This window comes from Paenibacillus sp. PDC88 (assembly GCF_900106725.1).
Lineage (GTDB): Bacteria > Bacillota > Bacilli > Paenibacillales > Paenibacillaceae > Paenibacillus > Paenibacillus shunpengii.
The window spans coordinates 21,456-38,367 of record NZ_FNNT01000014.1 but is presented as its reverse complement, the minus strand read 5'-3'; the positions used below and the strand labels follow the sequence as shown (position 1 = coordinate 38,367).

Here is a 16,912-nt window from a genome sequence, read left to right as displayed (position 1 = left end):
CGGTTATATATGCATCAAATACCAGTAATTTCGTCTAATTACAAAGTACCTGCCTGTCCTATTCGTCTACTGGATAAATGGGGGTTTCGCCCGGCAGAAACATTCCGTATTTCTTCCGTGCCAGCTGCCCGATATATTCTGGATCCTGCAGCCGCTCCACTTCATTGGACAGTTCAGTCTTCTCCTTCTCAGCCTCAGCATTGATCTTTGTCGCCTGCTCAAGCTTGGCACTCTTGTCCGCCATTTGAACAGACTGACTATAGAAAGTGTACCCTGCCCACCCTGTAAAGCAAATCATAAAGGTAAGCCACAGCATGATTCGCCTGCGTGCCCCCGTCGTTTTTGATTTTTGTGTATTTCCTCGAGTTGTACTTCGAGCATGACGTCCAGACGGTTTACTCATCCGTGGAACCTCCTTCATCATAATCAGGGTGGTCTAGAACCAGTAGGTCCACCACTCTTTAATCCGAACCCATATGCGTTGCAGCCACATCGGTGTCTTCCATCTGCTGAACAGTGGCCGAAGCGGCCAATAGAGCAGCTTCAATATCGGTCTGACCAACTGATACAGCATCTTGATGATAAAAATAAGAGCTGCCATGATAAATCCGAATAAAATGTGCAGGATTCTTATCATCCCTTTGATCGGAAGAACAATCAGTACATTGAATATCCGGTAAACCACATATGCCAAACGTTTTACAATTCCAATTAACATTACCACAAATTTTTGTATCGTAACACTTAAAACCAAAAAATAGATCCAAACCCCTATGAACAGACCTAAAAAGACATAAAACCTCAAGTCTCCATGGTTAACCGAATAGAGTGTTCGAAATATAAATAAGGCTGCGATCAGCCAGTACATCAAATCAAGGATATGAATGCTCCACCGCGGAAATCTTAACTGGCCTGACAGCACCCGGTAACTGTCATACACAATTCCCATAATCCCTCCGGAGAGGAGCATCCATCCCAGCGTAAGCCACTGAAGCTCTGGATTCATCGAAACAGCTTGCCAAGAAGCCCCTTACCAGATTTAGCATTAGAACCGGGATCAAGATATACAAGGGAGCTGACGTAACCTTCAATTGAGAGCAATCCTTCCTCCAAGCTGAGGTTCTTAATATGTAAATTGTTGCCCCGAATGGTCAGATGACCGAGCTCTGTCTTGAGCAGAAATTCCTCACTGTCAAAGCTCTCTACATTCATGACACCCGTAATATCGAGCAGCTTCCGATTCTGTATCGACATGCTGTGCTGTTTCAGCTTCGTTTGTTCCATCATGGCATGTACCCCTCCCTTCTTACACCTAGCTTATGGGCAAGATACAGAGATTAGAACATCCCAGGAATAGAAAAAAAGCACTCTATCCGACCGAGGGATAGAGTGCTCTTCCATGATGTTGACGGCATTTAAAAAAGTCCATTATCCTTGGCGATGGCTTCTTCCTTCACCACAGAGAACAAGCTGGATGCCTCTTCCTTACGTGTACTCTCGGCTAATCGTTCGACGCGAACCGTAACGAGCTTCTGCCCGAATTGGACCGTAATCTCGTCCCCCACCTTAACACTTGTGCTAGGCTTCGCCTCGCGTCCATTAATCAGCACTCTCCCCTGCTCAGAGACATCCTTTGCCACGGTACGGCGCTTAATCAGCCTGGACACTTTAAGAAATTTATCAACACGCATTTACTTTACGGCTTCTTTAAGTTTATTACCCGCTTTAAATGCTGGAACGTTAGAAGCAGGGATCTCAATCGCTGTTCCTGTTTGCGGGTTGCGTCCCGTACGTCCGGAACGCTTGCGAGTTTCGAAAGTACCGAAACCGATCAATTGAACTTTATCGCCGCTTGCAAGTGCATCTGTAATTTCACCCAGGAAATTGTTAAGTACAGACTCTACGTCTTTTTTAGTTAATCCGCTCTTTTCAGAGATGTTGTTGATCAGATCTGTTTTGTTCATGTTTAAAAGCCTCCCAAATTAAAGAAAATGATACGCAACTAAAGCCTTAGCGCACTAACGCTATCCTGTCACGTAACTTTACTACTTGTCTATTCTTGCTTATACCGGATAAATCCTTCTGTAATGGATCTTTTTTTGTGACAAGCCCGGTATTTGTCCCATGGTTTGATCAAGAATACGATATTTTAGGGGCCATTGTCAAACAAGGCCGCCTCTTGTGAATAGGAATGCTATTCCATTTTCTTCATTCCTGAATCCATTTCTCAGCAATACCTTGGAGCTAAAGAACAGGTTCCATCAGTAATCCTTCAGCACTTGCTTTGCTTCCTGCCAATAACCTTCCATCTCGTCCAAGCTGCTGTCATGAACCGTTCGTCCCTGCTCGGCCAGCCGCTCCTCAATGTAGCGGAATCTGCGGCTAAACTTGCGGTTTACGGCAGACAGCGCCTCTTCCGGATCCGAATCAATGAACCTTGCAATATTGACAGATGCAAACAAAATGTCACCGAGCTCCAGCATTTGCTCCTGTGGAGACTGCCCCTCGGCAATCGATTCCTTCAGCTCAGCCAGTTCCTCCTCGACTTTAGCGATGACGCCGCTCACATCGTCCCAGTCAAACCCGACTTTGGCCGCTTTCTTCTGAAGCTTGTACGATTTCATCAATGCAGGCAGATCTCTTGGAATCCCCGCCAGGGCCGATGTATCCTCGTTCTCTTGTCCTTTGCGCTTCTTCTCCTGCAGCTTCATCGCTTCCCAGTTCGCGAGCGCCTCGTCTGCATCCTCTGCTTGATTATCGCCAAAGACATGCGGATGACGGAAGATCAGCTTATCATTCAGCGTTTCAATCACGTCATATACGTTGAATGAGCCCAGCTCCTCCTCCATTTGGGAGTGAAGCATGATTTGCAGCAGCAAATCTCCAAGCTCCTCCTTCATGTGCTCTGGGTCATCATCATCGATGGTTTCCAGCACTTCATAGGTTTCCTCAATCAGATTCTTACGGATCGAAGTATGCGTCTGCTCACGGTCCCATGGGCAGCCCTCCGGACTGCGGAGAATGGCCACAATCTCATGCAAACGGCTGAAGGTACGTCTGCGCAGCTGCTCGTCGTCTCTTCTTGGTACATAAATCAAGGACAGATTGCCATATCCCTCTACCCGATCCAGCTCATATAGCGGAACTTCATGAATTTGCTCCTGACCTTCTACTCCGAGCGCATGGCAGGCATAGACAAGAGTATCGTCAGGATAGACCTCCATCAGGCTCAGCTTCACATCGGAAGCGGTAAACATATCATATACCTGTCCTATCACCGTATGAAGCTGGGGATGAAACAGGCTTGCGTCAATGACACCGGCATCCAGCAGCTGAAAGCCTTCAATTGGATCAAAGCCGAGCCTTGTGAAGGCTTCATCCAGGAAGCTCTCTCCGCCAAGCACAGTCAGCTCTATTCCCCGCTCTGGACAACGTTCCTTCAGGAGGCGGACCGTAGCTTCCGCTACCATGGGGTGCCCGGGTACAGCGTACACGATCTCTTCCCCTGCGGCCGCTCCGGCAGCCAGATGGATCAGCTCCTCCGTAATCGCGTCATAGACCTCGGGGAAAGAACTCTTGGCTTCATATATATTATCGAAAGAAGTAATCGTTAATTGTAGATCTGTCAGATCATGAAACACCGGATGATCGAGTGTCCGTGCATAGATACGCTTCGCTTGCTTCAACTTCTTCAGTATTCCAAGCGTCAGCTGGTCTTCCCCTCCCGAGCCAAGACCAACAACCGTGATCGCTCCGCTCATAAGCATTACCTCCAAAATAGTATAAGTCGTATTCACTATAACACAGCCCGACAGCCTGCATGCAGTCATCAGCATGCAGGCGGCTCACAGCAGCTTCAGCTTCTGCAGCAGCTGTATGAGCTTCGCTCCCTTCGGCAGCACGGCAATCTCTGCTGCCGTAATCAGCTTCGTGCGGATGGCTCCCAGCACGAAGACAAGCACGCCTGCTGCAACACCCAGCAGGCTCTGGACGAGCGCGGTGATTCTCCCATCCGCGCTAAGCCCGGCGGCGCTTGTGCACAGCACAGCAGCGCCTGCGGAGACGATCGCCGCGAAGGCTGCCATCGCGGCGGTAACCAGCGCCGGCTTGAGTAACGCGGCGCTGGGGGAGACACGCAGCTGCAGGAGCCTTGCCAGCAGCAGCGCGTTCATGGCGGCAGCTGCAGCAAAGGCTGCCGCCGGCGAGATAGCCGCTCCGCTGATTCCGAGCGGCGGCACGAGCACGAGGTTCAGCAGCGTCTTGATCGCTGCTGCTGCCAGCATGATGAGCGCAGGCGCTTTGGCGCTGCCGAGCCCCTGCAGTAAGGCAGCAGCGATGACGCTGACGGTGCTCCCTGCAGCAGATAACGCGAGTATACGAAGCGTCATTGTCCCTTCTGCGTTCATATACAGCATGCGGTTAATCGGCTCTGCCAACACCATAATACCAACCGAAGCGGCAAGTCCGATCAGCCAAAACCACTTCAAGGCCAGGCTGCTGTGTCTTTGAATTCCCGCTTGATCCTGTCTGATTCTGGCTTCTGCCAGAGCGGGAACAAATAGTACCGATAGAGACGTTGCCAACATGGTGACAAGCTGGACAAGCGGCAATCCCCGATTATAGATGCCGAATGTCCCCATGGCTTCCAGATCGCTCAGTCCTTCTTGCTTTAGCAGACGAGGGACGGTAAATGTATCGACCATATTAATGAGAGGGACAGCAACCGAGCCGAGAGCAACCGGAATCGCATATTTCAATACCGTCCGGAGCAGCGCTCTTGTAGATTTCTCCTCCCGGACCAAAGGCTTCGCCTTTACTCCAGAACGGTTCTCCATTTGTGGAAATCCCTTTGACCGAGATCGTTTCAGCCAGAATATCCACATGACGACAAGACCTGCCGCCCCACCTGCTGCGGATCCCAGCATAGCACCAGCGGCAATATCCTCTGCACCGGCACCATATCCCATGAGCAGAAATAACACAATTAACATGACGGTCACACGTATCGTCTGCTCGGTAACCTGAGACACCGCGGTGGGCACCATGTTCTGGAGACCCTGGAAGTACCCCCTCAGCCCTGCCATCACCGGCACGAATAACAAGGAGAGAGAGGCAGCCCGCACCGATGCAATGACCTCGCTGTTATCGATTAGACCACCAATCAGCGGTGCGCTCCAATACGTAAGGACACAGAGACATCCTCCAATGATGGCAAGCAGTATGGTCGTCGCCTTCAGTACTCTCCGTCCCTCTTCTTCATCACCTCTTGCTTCGGCCTCTGCGACTAGCTTAGATACAGCAATAGGGAAGCCGGCGGTTGCGAGTGTAACAAGCATAATATAAAAAGGATAGACTGTATTGTATATACCGAAAACGCTGTCTCCGGCAATATTTTGCAGCGGGATCTTCTGCAGTGTTCCAATCAATTTGGATAAAATAGCAGCACTGCTCAGAATAAATGCACCTTGAAGCAGCTTCTTGCTCGAATTGGATGAGTTCATCTATGTATACCTGCTTTGTTATAAAATGAAGGTGAAGTACATGATCTCTATTATACGAGCATTTTGCATAAATCCCAAAACAAGCTTCAAATAAAGCAAAAAACTCCTGCCTATAAGAAGGCGGGAGTTTTTCTGCACGCTACTGCTCCATTTGTTTTCCAAGGAATGCGGCAGCGGTTTCAGCCATTTTGGTCTCGAGCTGAGACATTTTAATGGATTCGTCCTTGCTGTACATAATGACTGCACCAATCGGGTCTCCTCCCGATATGATCGGTGCCACAACATAGGATGACAAAGGTTCGATATGATCTTTAGCTAATTCATAAGATCCGTTACTGTTCTCAAGCAATGTCTTGCGGTTATCCATAGACGTTTCTACCATATGACCAATCTGCTTATCCAAATATTCCTTCTTGGATCCGCCTGCCACAGTAATAATCGTATCCCGGTCTGAGATTAACGTTACATGGCCGGTACTTTCATACAGTGATTCTGCATACTCCTTCGCAAAATCGCCAAGTTCTCCAATAGGAGAGTACTTCTTCAGAATGACCTCGCCGTCACGGTCCACAAAAATCTCTAGCGGGTCTCCCTCACGAATTCGCAAAGTACGGCGAATCTCTTTCGGAATAACCACACGACCAAGATCATCAATACGGCGGACGATACCAGTAGCTTTCATTTACATGTTGCCCCACTTTCTCGAGAAGATTTTTCAACTACTGTTCCTTTTTATGAGGAGGGCCAGGGTAGTTAAGTGTGATTTCTATATAGAGTGAACTAAAGAAAAATATGTTCATCACGGGTAACAGATCAGCCCCAATGTGAAGGGCTTCCTGCAGTAATTGCAGGGTTAGTCCTGCCACCAGATCCACCTCTGATCAAAATAATGACGATGCAGAACTTTAGTTCAATCTATCTAGACCATAGTATTCTTCTGTTCCCAGTTCCTTATACATGAAATATACAATAAGTTCCTAAGCACAGAATCAGCCTTCAGCCAAAAAAGAGAAGGCGCGGTTTCCCGCGCCTCTGCCTTCTTTTTATTTACCATCGGTATTCGATTCTGTGGTCTCGCCCTCTGTTCCTGCATCTGCTGCGCCTTCATCGCCTGTCGATCCTTCTTCAGAACCTTCAGTTCCAGCATCAGTTCCCTCAGTTCCTTCAGTTCCAGCATCAGTTCCTTCGGTTCCTTCAGTACCTTCGGTGCCTTCCGTACCCTCGGTACCTTCTTCAGCAGCCGGTTTCGCAGGCAGAGTGATCTCTCCCTCAATGACTCCATCCACTTCATTCGTCATGAATTCCTGCACGTCCTGGTTTACAACAGAGCTCTTCAGCATCTTCATTTGAGCTTCTGTTAATTCTTCAAAAGTTGGCTCTGTACGTTTCTCCACCTTAATAATATGGTAGCCGTAATCCGTTTCAACCGGTTCGCCAATGACACCCTTCTCTTGAGTCTTTGCAGCTTCCTTAAAAGCCTCTACCCAATTCGTAACCGGTGTGTCCTCATACAATCCGCCATTTTCTGCAGATCCCGGGTCTTCCGAATATTCTTTGGCAATGGCAGCAAAATCTTCACCTTTGTCTAGCTTGGCTTTGACTTCCTTCGCAAGTTTAAGAGCTTCCCCTTCCGGGCGAGCTTCCCCTGACTCAGGATCGGTGTTGCTGATCAGCACATGACGAACACTTGCTGTAATAAATTGATCTTTATTCGCTTCATATTCCGTCTTTGCCTGCTCGTCCGTTACATCCTGCGATTTATACTCAACCAAGCTTAAGACACGAGTCATATAATTCTTAAGCTCGTCCTCTGTTACTTCATAATCCGTAAGCATCTGTTTCCAGGCTTCGTCTCCGCCAACCTGGGTTTTCATTTGAGTAAGCTGTGCTTCAGCCTCTTCAAGACCTTTTTCCCCTGCTTCTTGAGACACGTCTTTACTCAAATATTCATACGCTACTTGCTGTTTCACAAACATCTCGCGCATTTCATCCATTTGCAGGTAGGCTGCAATCGTTGGATTCATGAACTCCATAATCTTGAGCTCTGAATTGAATTCCTTCTCCGTGATTTCGCCGCCTTTATATTTTACAACCACACTGCTCGTGTCGCCTTCAATTGAGTTATTGAAACTGGTGCTGCCTCCTCCCTCATCATTGCTTCCGCATGCTGCCAGAAGTGAGATCGATAGAGCACCGACAGCGGTCACCGCGATCGCTTTCCAGGTTTTTCTGTTATTTTGCAACATCCTGTAGTTCCCCCTTTGATTTGAATGCATCCTTCATGGCTGCAAGAAACTTCTCTAATGTTTGGAGCAATTCTTGATCGCTCAGACCCTTGCCTTTAATATGGACAATCATGCTCTGTCCTTGTTCAAATTGTACACGTCTTTCGAATTGATTGCCAATCCTTGCAAGCTTAGCGCCATCCACTGCTTTTTCGCGTCCTTCATAGAACTTCACAGAGATTTGGTCTCCGCGCTGCACAATCGTCTCGATTCCGTATTTCTTGCCATATATTTTGAGTCTGGCAACAGACAGCAGATTCGTAACGGCTTCCGGCAGATCGCCAAACCGATCAACCAGCTCATCCTCAAGCTCCATTGCATCATCAAATGCAGCCAGTACGGCAACCTTCTTATAAATCTCGATCTTCTGAATACTGTCATAGATATAATCAGAAGGCAGATAAGCATCAATACTGATATCAATGGAGGTGCTCCAGCTTTGCTCCTGCGGTGCTTCTTCACCGAGCATCGTTACTTTGCGTCGATTGATCTCCTCTGACAGCATCTGAGAGTACAGATCGAAACCGACAGAGGCGATGAAACCATGCTGCTCCGCACCAAGCAAATTCCCGGCGCCGCGGATAGAGAGATCTCGCATCGCAATTTTGAATCCAGATCCGAGCTCTGTAAATTCCTTGATCGATTGCAGTCTCTTCTCAGCTACTTCTGTAAGGACTTTGTCTCTTTGGTACGTGAAATAGGCATACGCAATCCGATTCGAACGCCCTACCCTACCGCGCAGCTGATACAGCTGGGACAAGCCCATTTTATCCGCATCATGCACGATCAGTGTATTCACGTTTGGAATATCAACCCCGGTCTCGATGATACTGGTGCTGACCAGCACATCAAATTCACCATCCAGAAAATCGAGAATCGTTTTTTCCAGTTCAGATTCGGACATTTGGCCGTGACCAACCCCCACCCTTGCCTCTGGGACAAGTGCGGAAATCTCTGCTGCCATCTCTTGTATACCTTGTACTCGGTTGTACAAGTAGTACACCTGACCGCCTCGTGCCAGCTCCCGCTCAATAGCTTCACGAACGAGCGTCTGACTGTGCTCTACAACATACGTTTGTACGGGGAAGCGATTCTCCGGCGGTGTTTCGATAACCGACAAATCTCTTACACCCAGCATCGACATATGGAGAGTTCTCGGAATCGGAGTAGCCGTTAGTGTAAGCACATCGACATTCGTCTTCAGCTTCTTCAGCTTCTCCTTATGTGTAACGCCGAATCGCTGCTCTTCATCCACGATTAACAACCCGAGATCTTTAAACACAAGATCCTGAGAGAGAAGACGATGCGTACCAATGACGATATCAATTGTTCCTTGCTTGATGCCTTTGGCCGTCTCGTTCTGCTCTTTGCGTGTACGGAAGCGGCTAAGGACACTGACATTAAACGGATACCCCGAGAAGCGTTCGCGGAATGTCTCGTAATGCTGCTGAGCCAGAATAGTCGTCGGTACAAGAACAGCAACCTGTTTGCCTTCGATCGCCGCCTTGAATGCAGCACGTATGGCCACCTCTGTTTTACCGTAGCCTACATCCCCACACAGCAGTCTGTCCATGGGACGACCCTGCTCCATATCCTTCTTGATTTCCTCAATAGCGCGAACCTGATCTCGCGTTTCGTCATATGGGAACATATCCTCGAATTCCTGCTGCTCTGCGGTATCCTTATCAAAGGCATACCCCGGAGAGGATTGCCGCTCTGCATAGAGCTTAATCAGGTCATCGGCTATATCCTGGACAGAGCTGCGGACTTTATTTTTGACACGGGTCCACTCATTTCCGCCCAGCTTATAGATCTTCGGCTCTTTCTCTTCTGAACCGACATATTTCTGGATGAGATCGATCTGCTCAATCGGAACAGACAGCTTGTCGCCGCCTGCATATAAAATATGCATGTAATCTTTATGAATACCGCCTACTTCAAGGGTGCCGATACCCATATACTTGCCGATTCCATGATTTTGATGTACGACGTAATCTCCAACCTTGAGCTCACTATAGCTCTTGATCCGTTCTGCATTGTCCACATTACGCATCGGTTTCCGTACTTTACGTTGTTTCTGAGAGAACATCTCTCCCTCAGTGATGACAGCCAGATGGATCGAAGGCATTTCAAATCCACTCTGCAAATTACCAATGACCATGTTTGGCTCATGGATGTCATAATCCTGCAGCACTTTACGCATCCGATCAAGCCGTTCCTCACCGCTGGCCATCATAACGACGTTGACGCCGGCTTTTTGCCAGCGCTCCATCTCCGCCTTAAGCACATTCATTTGGCCATGGAAATCCTGCATACTGCGGCTGACCATATTTAGGATGTTCTGCGGCTGTGTGTGTGGTACCTGACGAAGGAAGATGGATACAAATAAAGTCTGGAACGGTCGATGGTACAGCACCTCATCATGGTCAAGCGAGAGTGTAAGCTGCGGCAGCGTTTTGCCATTTTGCAGCAAATGAACGCTCCACTCCGATTCATCTCGTTCGAGCTGCTTGCCTGTCTCCAGAAGCCTTGCCGGCTCATCCATAATAAGAATCGTATCTTCAGGCATGTAGTTATAGATGGTTTGTTTCTCTGGATACAGCTCTGTTACATATTTATAGATTTCCGGAAAATAGACATGCTCACGCAGCAGCTCGATTTCACGATGGATCTCCTCGCGCAGACGCAGCTTCGCTTGGCGGTCCGTTGTTTTATCAAGCTGCTCTTCAAGCAGAATCGCGGTTCGATCTGCTGCCTGTTCCATTCTCTCCTGACTAGCAATCAGTTCCTTGCACGGTGTTATAACCACTTGCTCTACTCGGTCAATGGAACGCTGATCTGCGGGATCAAATGTCCGTATCGAGTCAATTTCATCATCAAACAGCTCAATACGATAAGCCAGCTCGGCCGTGAGTGGGAAGAAATCAATAATTCCTCCGCGTACACTCATCTCACCTTGAGATTCGACACGCTCAACGCGTTCATATCCGAGCTCAACCATACGCTTGAGAAAATGCTCCAGCTCAATCGTTCCACTCTGCTTAAGGGTAATCTCTGCACTAGCTATCACCTGCGGAGCAGGAAGGTAACGTCTTGCACCAGAGAGTGGAATCACAACAATGCCCCGAAAACCGGCTGCACACTTCAGTAATACTTCAATGCGCTGAGCAAGTGTTTCAGGACTAGAAATCGCTGCTTCTGCAGCAATCAATTCATTAGCAGGATAGAGCAGCACTTGGTCCGCAGAAAGCGCTTCCTGTAAGTCTTCTGCCACTTTCTGTGCCGCAAACATATTATGTGTCACCACGAGCATCGGCCGATCCAGCTGTTTATGCATCGCAGCCATCATGACCTGGCGAGCTGAACCCGATAATCCGGAGATAAGCTGCTCCTTCATTCCTGACCGAATACCGGAAGTTATCGATTCAAAATCGGAATCTTTAGTAAAAGCTTCAATAAGTGCTTGTAGCAAAAGGGGCACCTCTCTTATAACTTACTTTACTTTTAATATAACCTGTCATTGCCTTTTAAACTGTAAACATATGGATAATGAATCTGATTTCATCATAATCTTTTTTGACTGACCTTACCAGCAAAAGTGGTCCGGCTGCCGTCCGATAACTGAAAAAAAAGCCTCAGCAAACGCTGCCAAGGCCGCAAGGCTGGATGCATAATTCCCATCCTTAAAGCACTGTACTATGCTTCTTGATTCCCTATTAACCGCTATTGCAGCGGGCTTGTTAACAGACTAAGCTCTGGGTTCACCAGGATAGCCTCATTACAGTAGTCGCATGTGATGTTAACCATCATTTCGCCTTTTGAATTATAGGCTATTATATCCCTTCGTTCTGCAGGGGTCAAGAAATGAAGACCCAGCCTTGCTTCTGTTATTTCGGATGAATTAATTTGTCCGATTGAAGTCCCGCAATGTCTGCAGACATAATGAATTGGCATACTCGTATCCTCCTGAAAAGAAATGATATCTTCTATTCTTTCCAGAAATCACGAGTTTATATAATTCTTTTCTTGATACTTTATCATGGAAATGAAATCAGTTAAATTTCGCCATCGTCCGTTCGAAAGTATCCTTCATCGCATACTCGAGGGCGTCACAGGTTGCTTCAATCATAGATTCAACTGCTTCCTGCTCCTTCTTCGCGAACTTAGACAGAACATAATCTACAATCGCGTAGCCTGGTTCCGGTCTCGAAATACCCATACGCACACGATTGAACTGCTGTGTCCCGGTATGCTGAATAATCGATTTAATTCCGTTATGGCCGCCTGCACTGCCTTGGTATCGGAGGCGGATCTTGCCTACTTCAGTGTCCATATCATCATAGACTACAATAAGATCTTCAAGGGCAACCTTATAATAATCCATATACGCTCTAATGGATTCGCCGGAGAGATTCATATACGTCATTGGCTTAATCAATACAGCCTTCTCCCCTTGTATCATACCTTCTCCGATGAGAGCCTTGCACTTACTCTGATTAATAGTGATGCCATGGCGCTCTGCCATAGCGTCGAGGGCCATAAATCCTATGTTATGCCTCGTCTTGGCATATTCGGAACCAGGATTACCAAGTCCCACTATCCATTTCATATGAGAAGCTGCCTCCTTCATATATTATATTGCTTCCTTGCCAGCACATAAATCTTGAACAACCAATTGGACTTACACGAAGTTTCACTTTACAATAAAAACAATTGTTTAGATTCGATCAGCATAACAGCAAGAAAGGATGAACCGGTCATGCGCCATGATATTGAACGTTTAACGCAGCCGTACCAATTTCAACACCATTTGGAACAGGCCATACCGGTGCAAGTGTATGACCACGGCAACCATGTCGAGATCGGATGCATTACCACTTATGATGAGCCCTTTGTAGAAATTAACGGTGCTCTGTTTAACCGATCTTATCATCAATTCATTTCAAGGCCCGGATATTAAATAACCGGGATACGCCGACAGGGGTTACATTGTCGTCCTAGACGACAACGTAACCCCTTTTTCTTATTTCATGCAGATCTTTATTCGATTTCAAACAATTTACTAATCGACAATTCCTCGTGAACCCGAATGATGGCTTCGCCAAGCAATGGAGCGACGGATAGAACATTCAGCTTCTTCGTTGGATTCGGCTGTGTAATCGGAATGGTATCCGTTACAACAACTTCCTTCAGCGGAGAATTCTCCAAACGCTCCATCGCAGGGCCTGACAATACAGGATGTGTACAGCAAGCGTATACTTCTTTGGCTCCGCCTTCCATAAGTGCATTGGCGCCCAGCACAATTGTACCCGCAGTATCGATAATGTCATCAATCAAGATTGCTGTCTTGCCTTCAATATTACCGATAATATTCATAACTTCACTGACATTAGGCTCCGGTCTGCGCTTGTCGATAATCGCAAGTGGAGCATTCAGGAAGTCCGCCAGTTTGCGTGCGCGTACAACGCCGCCATGGTCTGGAGATACGACAACAGGATTCTCAATTTGCTTGGAACGGAAATACTGTGCCAAGATCGGAACCGCCAGCATGTGGTCTACCGGAATATCGAAGAAGCCCTGAATCTGCATGGCATGCAGGTCCATCCCGATGACGCGTGTTGCTCCTGCTTTTTCGATCAGGTTAGCTACAAGCTTAGCGGTAATCGGATCTCTTGAGCGTGCCTTCCGATCTTGTCTTGCATATCCGTAGTAAGGAATAACGACATTGATCGTTTTGGCAGATGCACGTTTCAATGCATCAATCATAACCAGCATCTCCATGAGGTTGTCGTTTACTGGGGCACAAGTCGATTGAACAATGTAAACATGACTGCCACGTACACTTTCAGACAGCTTCACTTGAATTTCACCGTCGCTAAAACTTGTGGTATGGGATTCGCCCATAGGAATACCAATGTAATCAGCAATTTGGTGTGCAAGCTTCGGGTTCGAGTTACAAGTAAATATTTTTAATTTGGAATCAAAATAAGTCATAAAATAAAAAACCTCCGTGCTGGTTCATTGGAATCTATTTTTAGATCTGCTTGTGTCTAAAACGTCGGCGCTGCTTCATCGAGAAATGCAGCAAATATTAGGATTTAGCGTTATTCTTCTTGGCTATCGCACGTCCGCGAATCTTCTCTGCATAGCCTGGCTTATTCTCTTGACGCGATCTTGCAATAGCAAGGTCATTCTCCGGAACAGCATGCGTAATGGTCGAGCCTGCAACAACATAAGCGCCTTTACCTACTTTGACAGGCGCAATTAAATTCACGTTACTGCCGACAAAGGCATCATCTTCAATTTCTGTGACAGCCTTATTATATCCATCGTAGTTCACAGTTATCGCGCCGCAGCCGATATTCACATTCTTACCGACTTTTGCATCACCTACATAGCTCAAGTGAGACACCTTCGATCCGTTGTCAATGGTTGCGTTTTTGATCTCAACAAAATCGCCGACCTTCACTTGTTCTCCCAGCTTGGCACCTGGACGCAGATACGCGAATGGCCCTACCGATGTTTCATTGCCCACTTCAGCATCGACTAATACGGACTGTTTCACGGTAACGTTATCGCCGATGACACTGTTCTCAATATCTGTATTCGGACCAATGATGGATTGCTCTCCAATCTTGGTGTTGCCTTTAAGCATCGTTCCAGGGTACAAGACCGTGTCTGCGCCAATCTCAACATCGGCACCGATATAGGTGGAAGAAGGATCAATAATCGTTACCCCATTAAGCATATGCTTGCGTGCAAGACGTTCGCGCATAAATCCTTCCGCCTCAGATAGAGCTACACGATCGTTTACACCAATCGATTCTGCTGCATCATAGGTCATGAAGGCTTCAACCGTTTCGCCTGCTTCACGGAAAATACCGACAACATCAGTCAGGTAATATTCTTGCTGTGCATTGTTGTTCGTCACTTTATCCAGAGCTTCAAACAATTTGGCATTGTCGAAGCAATAGGTACCTGTATTTATCTCTTGAACCGCATTCTCTACATCGTTGCAGTCCTTCTGCTCAACGATCTTCGTTACAGATCCATCCTCGCCCCGAATGACACGGCCATAACCAGCCGGGTTGTCCATATGAGCGGTCAGAACGGTAGCTGCAGCACCGCGGCTTTCATGCAGCTGCATCAAGCCTTCGAGTGTTTCACTTGTAACGAGCGGGGTGTCGCCGCAAATGACAATCGTGGTTCCTTCCTCAGAACCTAGCAAATCCTTAGCCTGTTTAACGGCATGTCCCGTGCCAAGCTGCTGCTCTTGTAATACGTATTCTGCGGAAGCTCCCAAGTAAGATTGTACAGCTTCTGCTCCATGTCCTACCACGACAACGTTACGAGTAACGCCTGCACGTTTTACGGTGTCCAGAACGTGGCCGACCATCGGTTTGCCGCATACCGGATGCAACACCTTATACAATTTGGACTTCATTCGTTTGCCCTGCCCAGCGGCAAGTACAATAGCCATTTTCTTCAACATCCCGACCTCCTGCGCTGAAATTTGTAATGTTATCCATTCTGCTGTTACAGAACGAAAAGGATCCCATTCCTCGTTCACTTTGAAAGGAATAACGGTCTAGTCAACATTAAATTGGGCACAAGCAAGTACCCCATAATCCATATTATGGGAGAGAACAAGTCTGTGCTCCAATATTGCTCATTAATGAATATACTTCATTCTTGAAAAAAAGAAAAGAGAGCCATAAAATGACCCTCTTTTCTTTCGAACCCCAATAATGTTCTTAAGCGCCTTCTTCAATAACCTCTTCCTCAGTTGCAGCGCGTTCGTATTCAGCTAAAACAGCGGCTTGAATCTTCTCGCGTGTACCGGAAGAAATCGGATGGGCGATGTCACGGAATTCTCCATCGGGAGTCCGTTTACTCGGCATAGCAACAAACATTCCGTTGTTACCATCAATAACGCGAATGTCATGAACGACGAACTCGTTATCGATTGTAATCGAAGCTATAGCCTTCATTCTCCCCTCAGAGTTGACACGGCGGAGTCTGACATCTGTAATCTGCATGTGTGTTCACCACCTTTTTCCATCGGAACTTGGTGTATAATTCCACACAGCATACAGAAACTCCTTCTTTTTATTTCCATAAAAATGTCCTAATTTAAGGAATTTTTTGAGTTTTGGTGCAATTCAAGAGCTATTCGACAAAACTTGCGAAAGATCGATAAAAATCCTTCTGTATCACAGGTGTTCATGTCACTCGCTTCGGTTAAAATAATTGCCTGGTGCCACTGAGATTTGTTTCGTCTTGGGATCCACTGCTGTCAGTGTTGCCAGCGAAACATAATCATGAAGCAAACGCTCTTCTGAATCAACTTCGCCCGACTCAACAAGCACGCCGACTCCAGCCACTTCCGCATTAAACTCCTTCAACAAATCAATCATCCCTTGCACCGTTCCTCCAGCCTTCATAAAATCATCGACGATGAGCACGCGAGACTTCTCTGGAAGAGCCCTTCTGGATAGGGACATCGTATGCAGGCTCTTATGAGAGCCGGATACATAATTGATACTCACAGCTGAGCCTTCTGTCACTTGATGATCTCGTCTAACTAGGACTACAGGAAGATTGAGCTGGGAGCCTACAGCATAGGCAAGCGGAATGCCTTTGGTCTCCACTGTCATCACGACATCAATGTCTCGGCCTGCGAATGCAGTAGCCATAATCTTGCCGATCTCGTTCGTTGTAGCGGGTTGACCGAGCAGATCAGACATATATAAATATCCGCCAGGTAAAATCCGATCAGGCTGTTCGAGTAGTTCACATAAATTCTGTATGAAGGATAACGAACGTTCATAAGACATCTTGGGCATAAACTTCACCCCGCCCGCTGCGCCAGCGAGTGTCTGCAAGTCTCCCATTCCTTCATCCTCAAATACTTCCTTGATAATGGCAAGATCTTCACTAATTGAAGATTTCGCCGCACCATAACGCTCTGCAAAAGTCGTTAAGGGAATCAGTGTATGTGGTCTCGAGAGCAAATATTGTGTCATTTCCACTAAACGAGCGCTTCGCTTTAATTTCTTCACGTCGATTCCTCACGATCTATCTCCAAATCCGAATGTTTACAATTCAATATATCATTTTTGTACG

Annotated in this window: 17 protein-coding genes; 1 reads left to right on the top strand and 16 read right to left on the bottom strand. The window is 47.1% G+C overall.

Annotation, left to right across the window (positions count from 1 at the left end; all coding sequences use genetic code 11):
• Window positions 1-58: 58 nt before the first annotated feature.
• The 12 genes from BLW49_RS25960 to pth all read right to left on the bottom strand — a co-directional run bounded on the left by BLW49_RS25960 (window position 59) and on the right by pth (window position 12,395).
• Window positions 59-403, bottom strand: a complete 345-nt coding sequence (locus BLW49_RS25960; protein ID WP_090727849.1) for an FtsB family cell division protein — start codon at window positions 401-403, stop codon at window positions 59-61.
• A 33-nt stretch (window positions 404-436) separates the two neighbouring features.
• A complete protein-coding gene (gene yabQ, locus BLW49_RS25955) occupies window positions 437-1,006 on the bottom strand; it encodes a spore cortex biosynthesis protein YabQ (RefSeq protein WP_076315642.1) in 570 nt (189 codons plus the stop codon).
• Complete coding sequence (gene yabP, locus BLW49_RS25950; protein WP_076315643.1) at window positions 1,003-1,287, bottom strand: sporulation protein YabP; 285 nt, start codon at window positions 1,285-1,287, stop codon at window positions 1,003-1,005. The genes yabQ and yabP overlap by 4 nt, the downstream gene beginning before the upstream one ends.
• A 128-nt stretch (window positions 1,288-1,415) precedes the next feature.
• Complete coding sequence (locus tag BLW49_RS25945; RefSeq protein WP_076315644.1) at window positions 1,416-1,691, bottom strand: RNA-binding S4 domain-containing protein; 276 nt, start codon at window positions 1,689-1,691, stop codon at window positions 1,416-1,418.
• On the bottom strand, window positions 1,692-1,964 hold the full coding sequence (locus tag BLW49_RS25940) for an HU family DNA-binding protein (protein ID WP_047914152.1): 273 nt from the start codon (window positions 1,962-1,964) through the stop codon (window positions 1,692-1,694).
• A 297-nt stretch (window positions 1,965-2,261) separates the two neighbouring features.
• The gene (mazG, locus tag BLW49_RS25935; RefSeq protein WP_090727848.1) at window positions 2,262-3,761 is read right to left on the bottom strand and encodes a bifunctional methyltransferase/pyrophosphohydrolase YabN; all 1,500 of its coding nucleotides are present in this window, start codon (window positions 3,759-3,761) and stop codon (window positions 2,262-2,264) included.
• A gap of 84 nt (window positions 3,762-3,845) precedes the next feature.
• The gene (locus tag BLW49_RS25930) at window positions 3,846-5,501 is read right to left on the bottom strand and encodes a putative polysaccharide biosynthesis protein (protein WP_090727846.1); all 1,656 of its coding nucleotides are present in this window, start codon (window positions 5,499-5,501) and stop codon (window positions 3,846-3,848) included.
• Window positions 5,502-5,640: 139 nt separating this feature from the next.
• Window positions 5,641-6,183 carry a stage V sporulation protein T gene (gene spoVT, locus BLW49_RS25925; RefSeq protein ID WP_076315647.1) on the bottom strand — a complete coding sequence of 181 codons (543 nt, stop codon included), beginning with the start codon at window positions 6,181-6,183 and terminating at the stop codon, window positions 5,641-5,643.
• A 361-nt stretch (window positions 6,184-6,544) separates the two neighbouring features.
• Entirely contained in the window at window positions 6,545-7,747 is a 1,203-nt protein-coding gene (locus BLW49_RS25920) for a peptidylprolyl isomerase (RefSeq protein WP_090727844.1), read from the bottom strand.
• Window positions 7,734-11,258, bottom strand: coding sequence for a transcription-repair coupling factor (gene mfd / locus BLW49_RS25915; RefSeq protein WP_090727843.1), 3,525 nt, complete (start codon window positions 11,256-11,258; stop codon window positions 7,734-7,736). Before mfd ends, BLW49_RS25920 begins: the two co-directional genes overlap by 14 nt.
• A 251-nt stretch (window positions 11,259-11,509) precedes the next feature.
• Window positions 11,510-11,740: an anti-sigma-F factor Fin family protein gene (locus BLW49_RS25910; RefSeq protein WP_076315650.1), complete on the bottom strand. Its 231-nt coding sequence runs from the start codon at window positions 11,738-11,740 to the stop codon at window positions 11,510-11,512.
• A 97-nt stretch (window positions 11,741-11,837) separates the two neighbouring features.
• The gene (gene pth / locus BLW49_RS25905; RefSeq protein ID WP_076315651.1) at window positions 11,838-12,395 is read right to left on the bottom strand and encodes an aminoacyl-tRNA hydrolase; all 558 of its coding nucleotides are present in this window, start codon (window positions 12,393-12,395) and stop codon (window positions 11,838-11,840) included.
• Window positions 12,396-12,545: 150 nt separating this feature from the next.
• On the opposite strand from pth, the gene BLW49_RS25900 reads away from it, so the two are divergent.
• Window positions 12,546-12,746, top strand: coding sequence for a hypothetical protein (locus tag BLW49_RS25900; protein ID WP_047914161.1), 201 nt, complete (start codon window positions 12,546-12,548; stop codon window positions 12,744-12,746).
• A gap of 80 nt (window positions 12,747-12,826) precedes the next feature.
• On the opposite strand, the gene BLW49_RS25895 is transcribed toward BLW49_RS25900, so the two are convergent.
• The 4 genes from BLW49_RS25895 to purR form a co-directional block, all read right to left on the bottom strand.
• Window positions 12,827-13,780: a ribose-phosphate diphosphokinase gene (locus tag BLW49_RS25895; protein ID WP_076315652.1), complete on the bottom strand. Its 954-nt coding sequence runs from the start codon at window positions 13,778-13,780 to the stop codon at window positions 12,827-12,829.
• Between the two features lie 97 nt (window positions 13,781-13,877).
• The gene (gene glmU, locus BLW49_RS25890) at window positions 13,878-15,278 is read right to left on the bottom strand and encodes a bifunctional UDP-N-acetylglucosamine diphosphorylase/glucosamine-1-phosphate N-acetyltransferase GlmU (RefSeq protein ID WP_076315653.1); all 1,401 of its coding nucleotides are present in this window, start codon (window positions 15,276-15,278) and stop codon (window positions 13,878-13,880) included.
• Window positions 15,279-15,540: 262 nt separating this feature from the next.
• Window positions 15,541-15,825, bottom strand: a complete 285-nt coding sequence (spoVG, locus tag BLW49_RS25885) for a septation regulator SpoVG (protein ID WP_047914164.1) — start codon at window positions 15,823-15,825, stop codon at window positions 15,541-15,543.
• A gap of 189 nt (window positions 15,826-16,014) precedes the next feature.
• Window positions 16,015-16,848, bottom strand: a complete 834-nt coding sequence (gene purR / locus BLW49_RS25880; RefSeq protein ID WP_090727841.1) for a pur operon repressor — start codon at window positions 16,846-16,848, stop codon at window positions 16,015-16,017.
• Window positions 16,849-16,912: the final 64 nt, after the last annotated feature.

Excerpts from the sequence above, each read along its gene's own strand:
- BLW49_RS25960 (WP_090727849.1), bottom strand. The coding sequence starts at position 403 with ATGAGTAAACCGTCTGGACGTCATGCTCGAAGTACAACTCGAGGAAAT.
- yabQ (WP_076315642.1), bottom strand. The coding sequence starts at position 1,006 with ATGAATCCAGAGCTTCAGTGGCTTACGCTGGGATGGATGCTCCTCTCC.
- yabP (WP_076315643.1), bottom strand. The coding sequence starts at position 1,287 with ATGATGGAACAAACGAAGCTGAAACAGCACAGCATGTCGATACAGAAT.
- BLW49_RS25945 (WP_076315644.1), bottom strand. The coding sequence starts at position 1,691 with ATGCGTGTTGATAAATTTCTTAAAGTGTCCAGGCTGATTAAGCGCCGT.
- BLW49_RS25940 (WP_047914152.1), bottom strand. The coding sequence starts at position 1,964 with ATGAACAAAACAGATCTGATCAACAACATCTCTGAAAAGAGCGGATTA.
- mazG (WP_090727848.1), bottom strand. The coding sequence starts at position 3,761 with ATGAGCGGAGCGATCACGGTTGTTGGTCTTGGCTCGGGAGGGGAAGAC.
- BLW49_RS25930 (WP_090727846.1), bottom strand. The coding sequence starts at position 5,501 with ATGAACTCATCCAATTCGAGCAAGAAGCTGCTTCAAGGTGCATTTATT.
- spoVT (WP_076315647.1), bottom strand. The coding sequence starts at position 6,183 with ATGAAAGCTACTGGTATCGTCCGCCGTATTGATGATCTTGGTCGTGTG.
- BLW49_RS25920 (WP_090727844.1), bottom strand. The coding sequence starts at position 7,747 with ATGTTGCAAAATAACAGAAAAACCTGGAAAGCGATCGCGGTGACCGCT.
- BLW49_RS25910 (WP_076315650.1), bottom strand. The coding sequence starts at position 11,740 with ATGCCAATTCATTATGTCTGCAGACATTGCGGGACTTCAATCGGACAA.
- pth (WP_076315651.1), bottom strand. The coding sequence starts at position 12,395 with ATGAAATGGATAGTGGGACTTGGTAATCCTGGTTCCGAATATGCCAAG.
- BLW49_RS25900 (WP_047914161.1), top strand. The coding sequence starts at position 12,546 with ATGCGCCATGATATTGAACGTTTAACGCAGCCGTACCAATTTCAACAC.
- BLW49_RS25895 (WP_076315652.1), bottom strand. The coding sequence starts at position 13,780 with ATGACTTATTTTGATTCCAAATTAAAAATATTTACTTGTAACTCGAAC.
- glmU (WP_076315653.1), bottom strand. The coding sequence starts at position 15,278 with ATGTTGAAGAAAATGGCTATTGTACTTGCCGCTGGGCAGGGCAAACGA.
- spoVG (WP_047914164.1), bottom strand. The coding sequence starts at position 15,825 with ATGCAGATTACAGATGTCAGACTCCGCCGTGTCAACTCTGAGGGGAGA.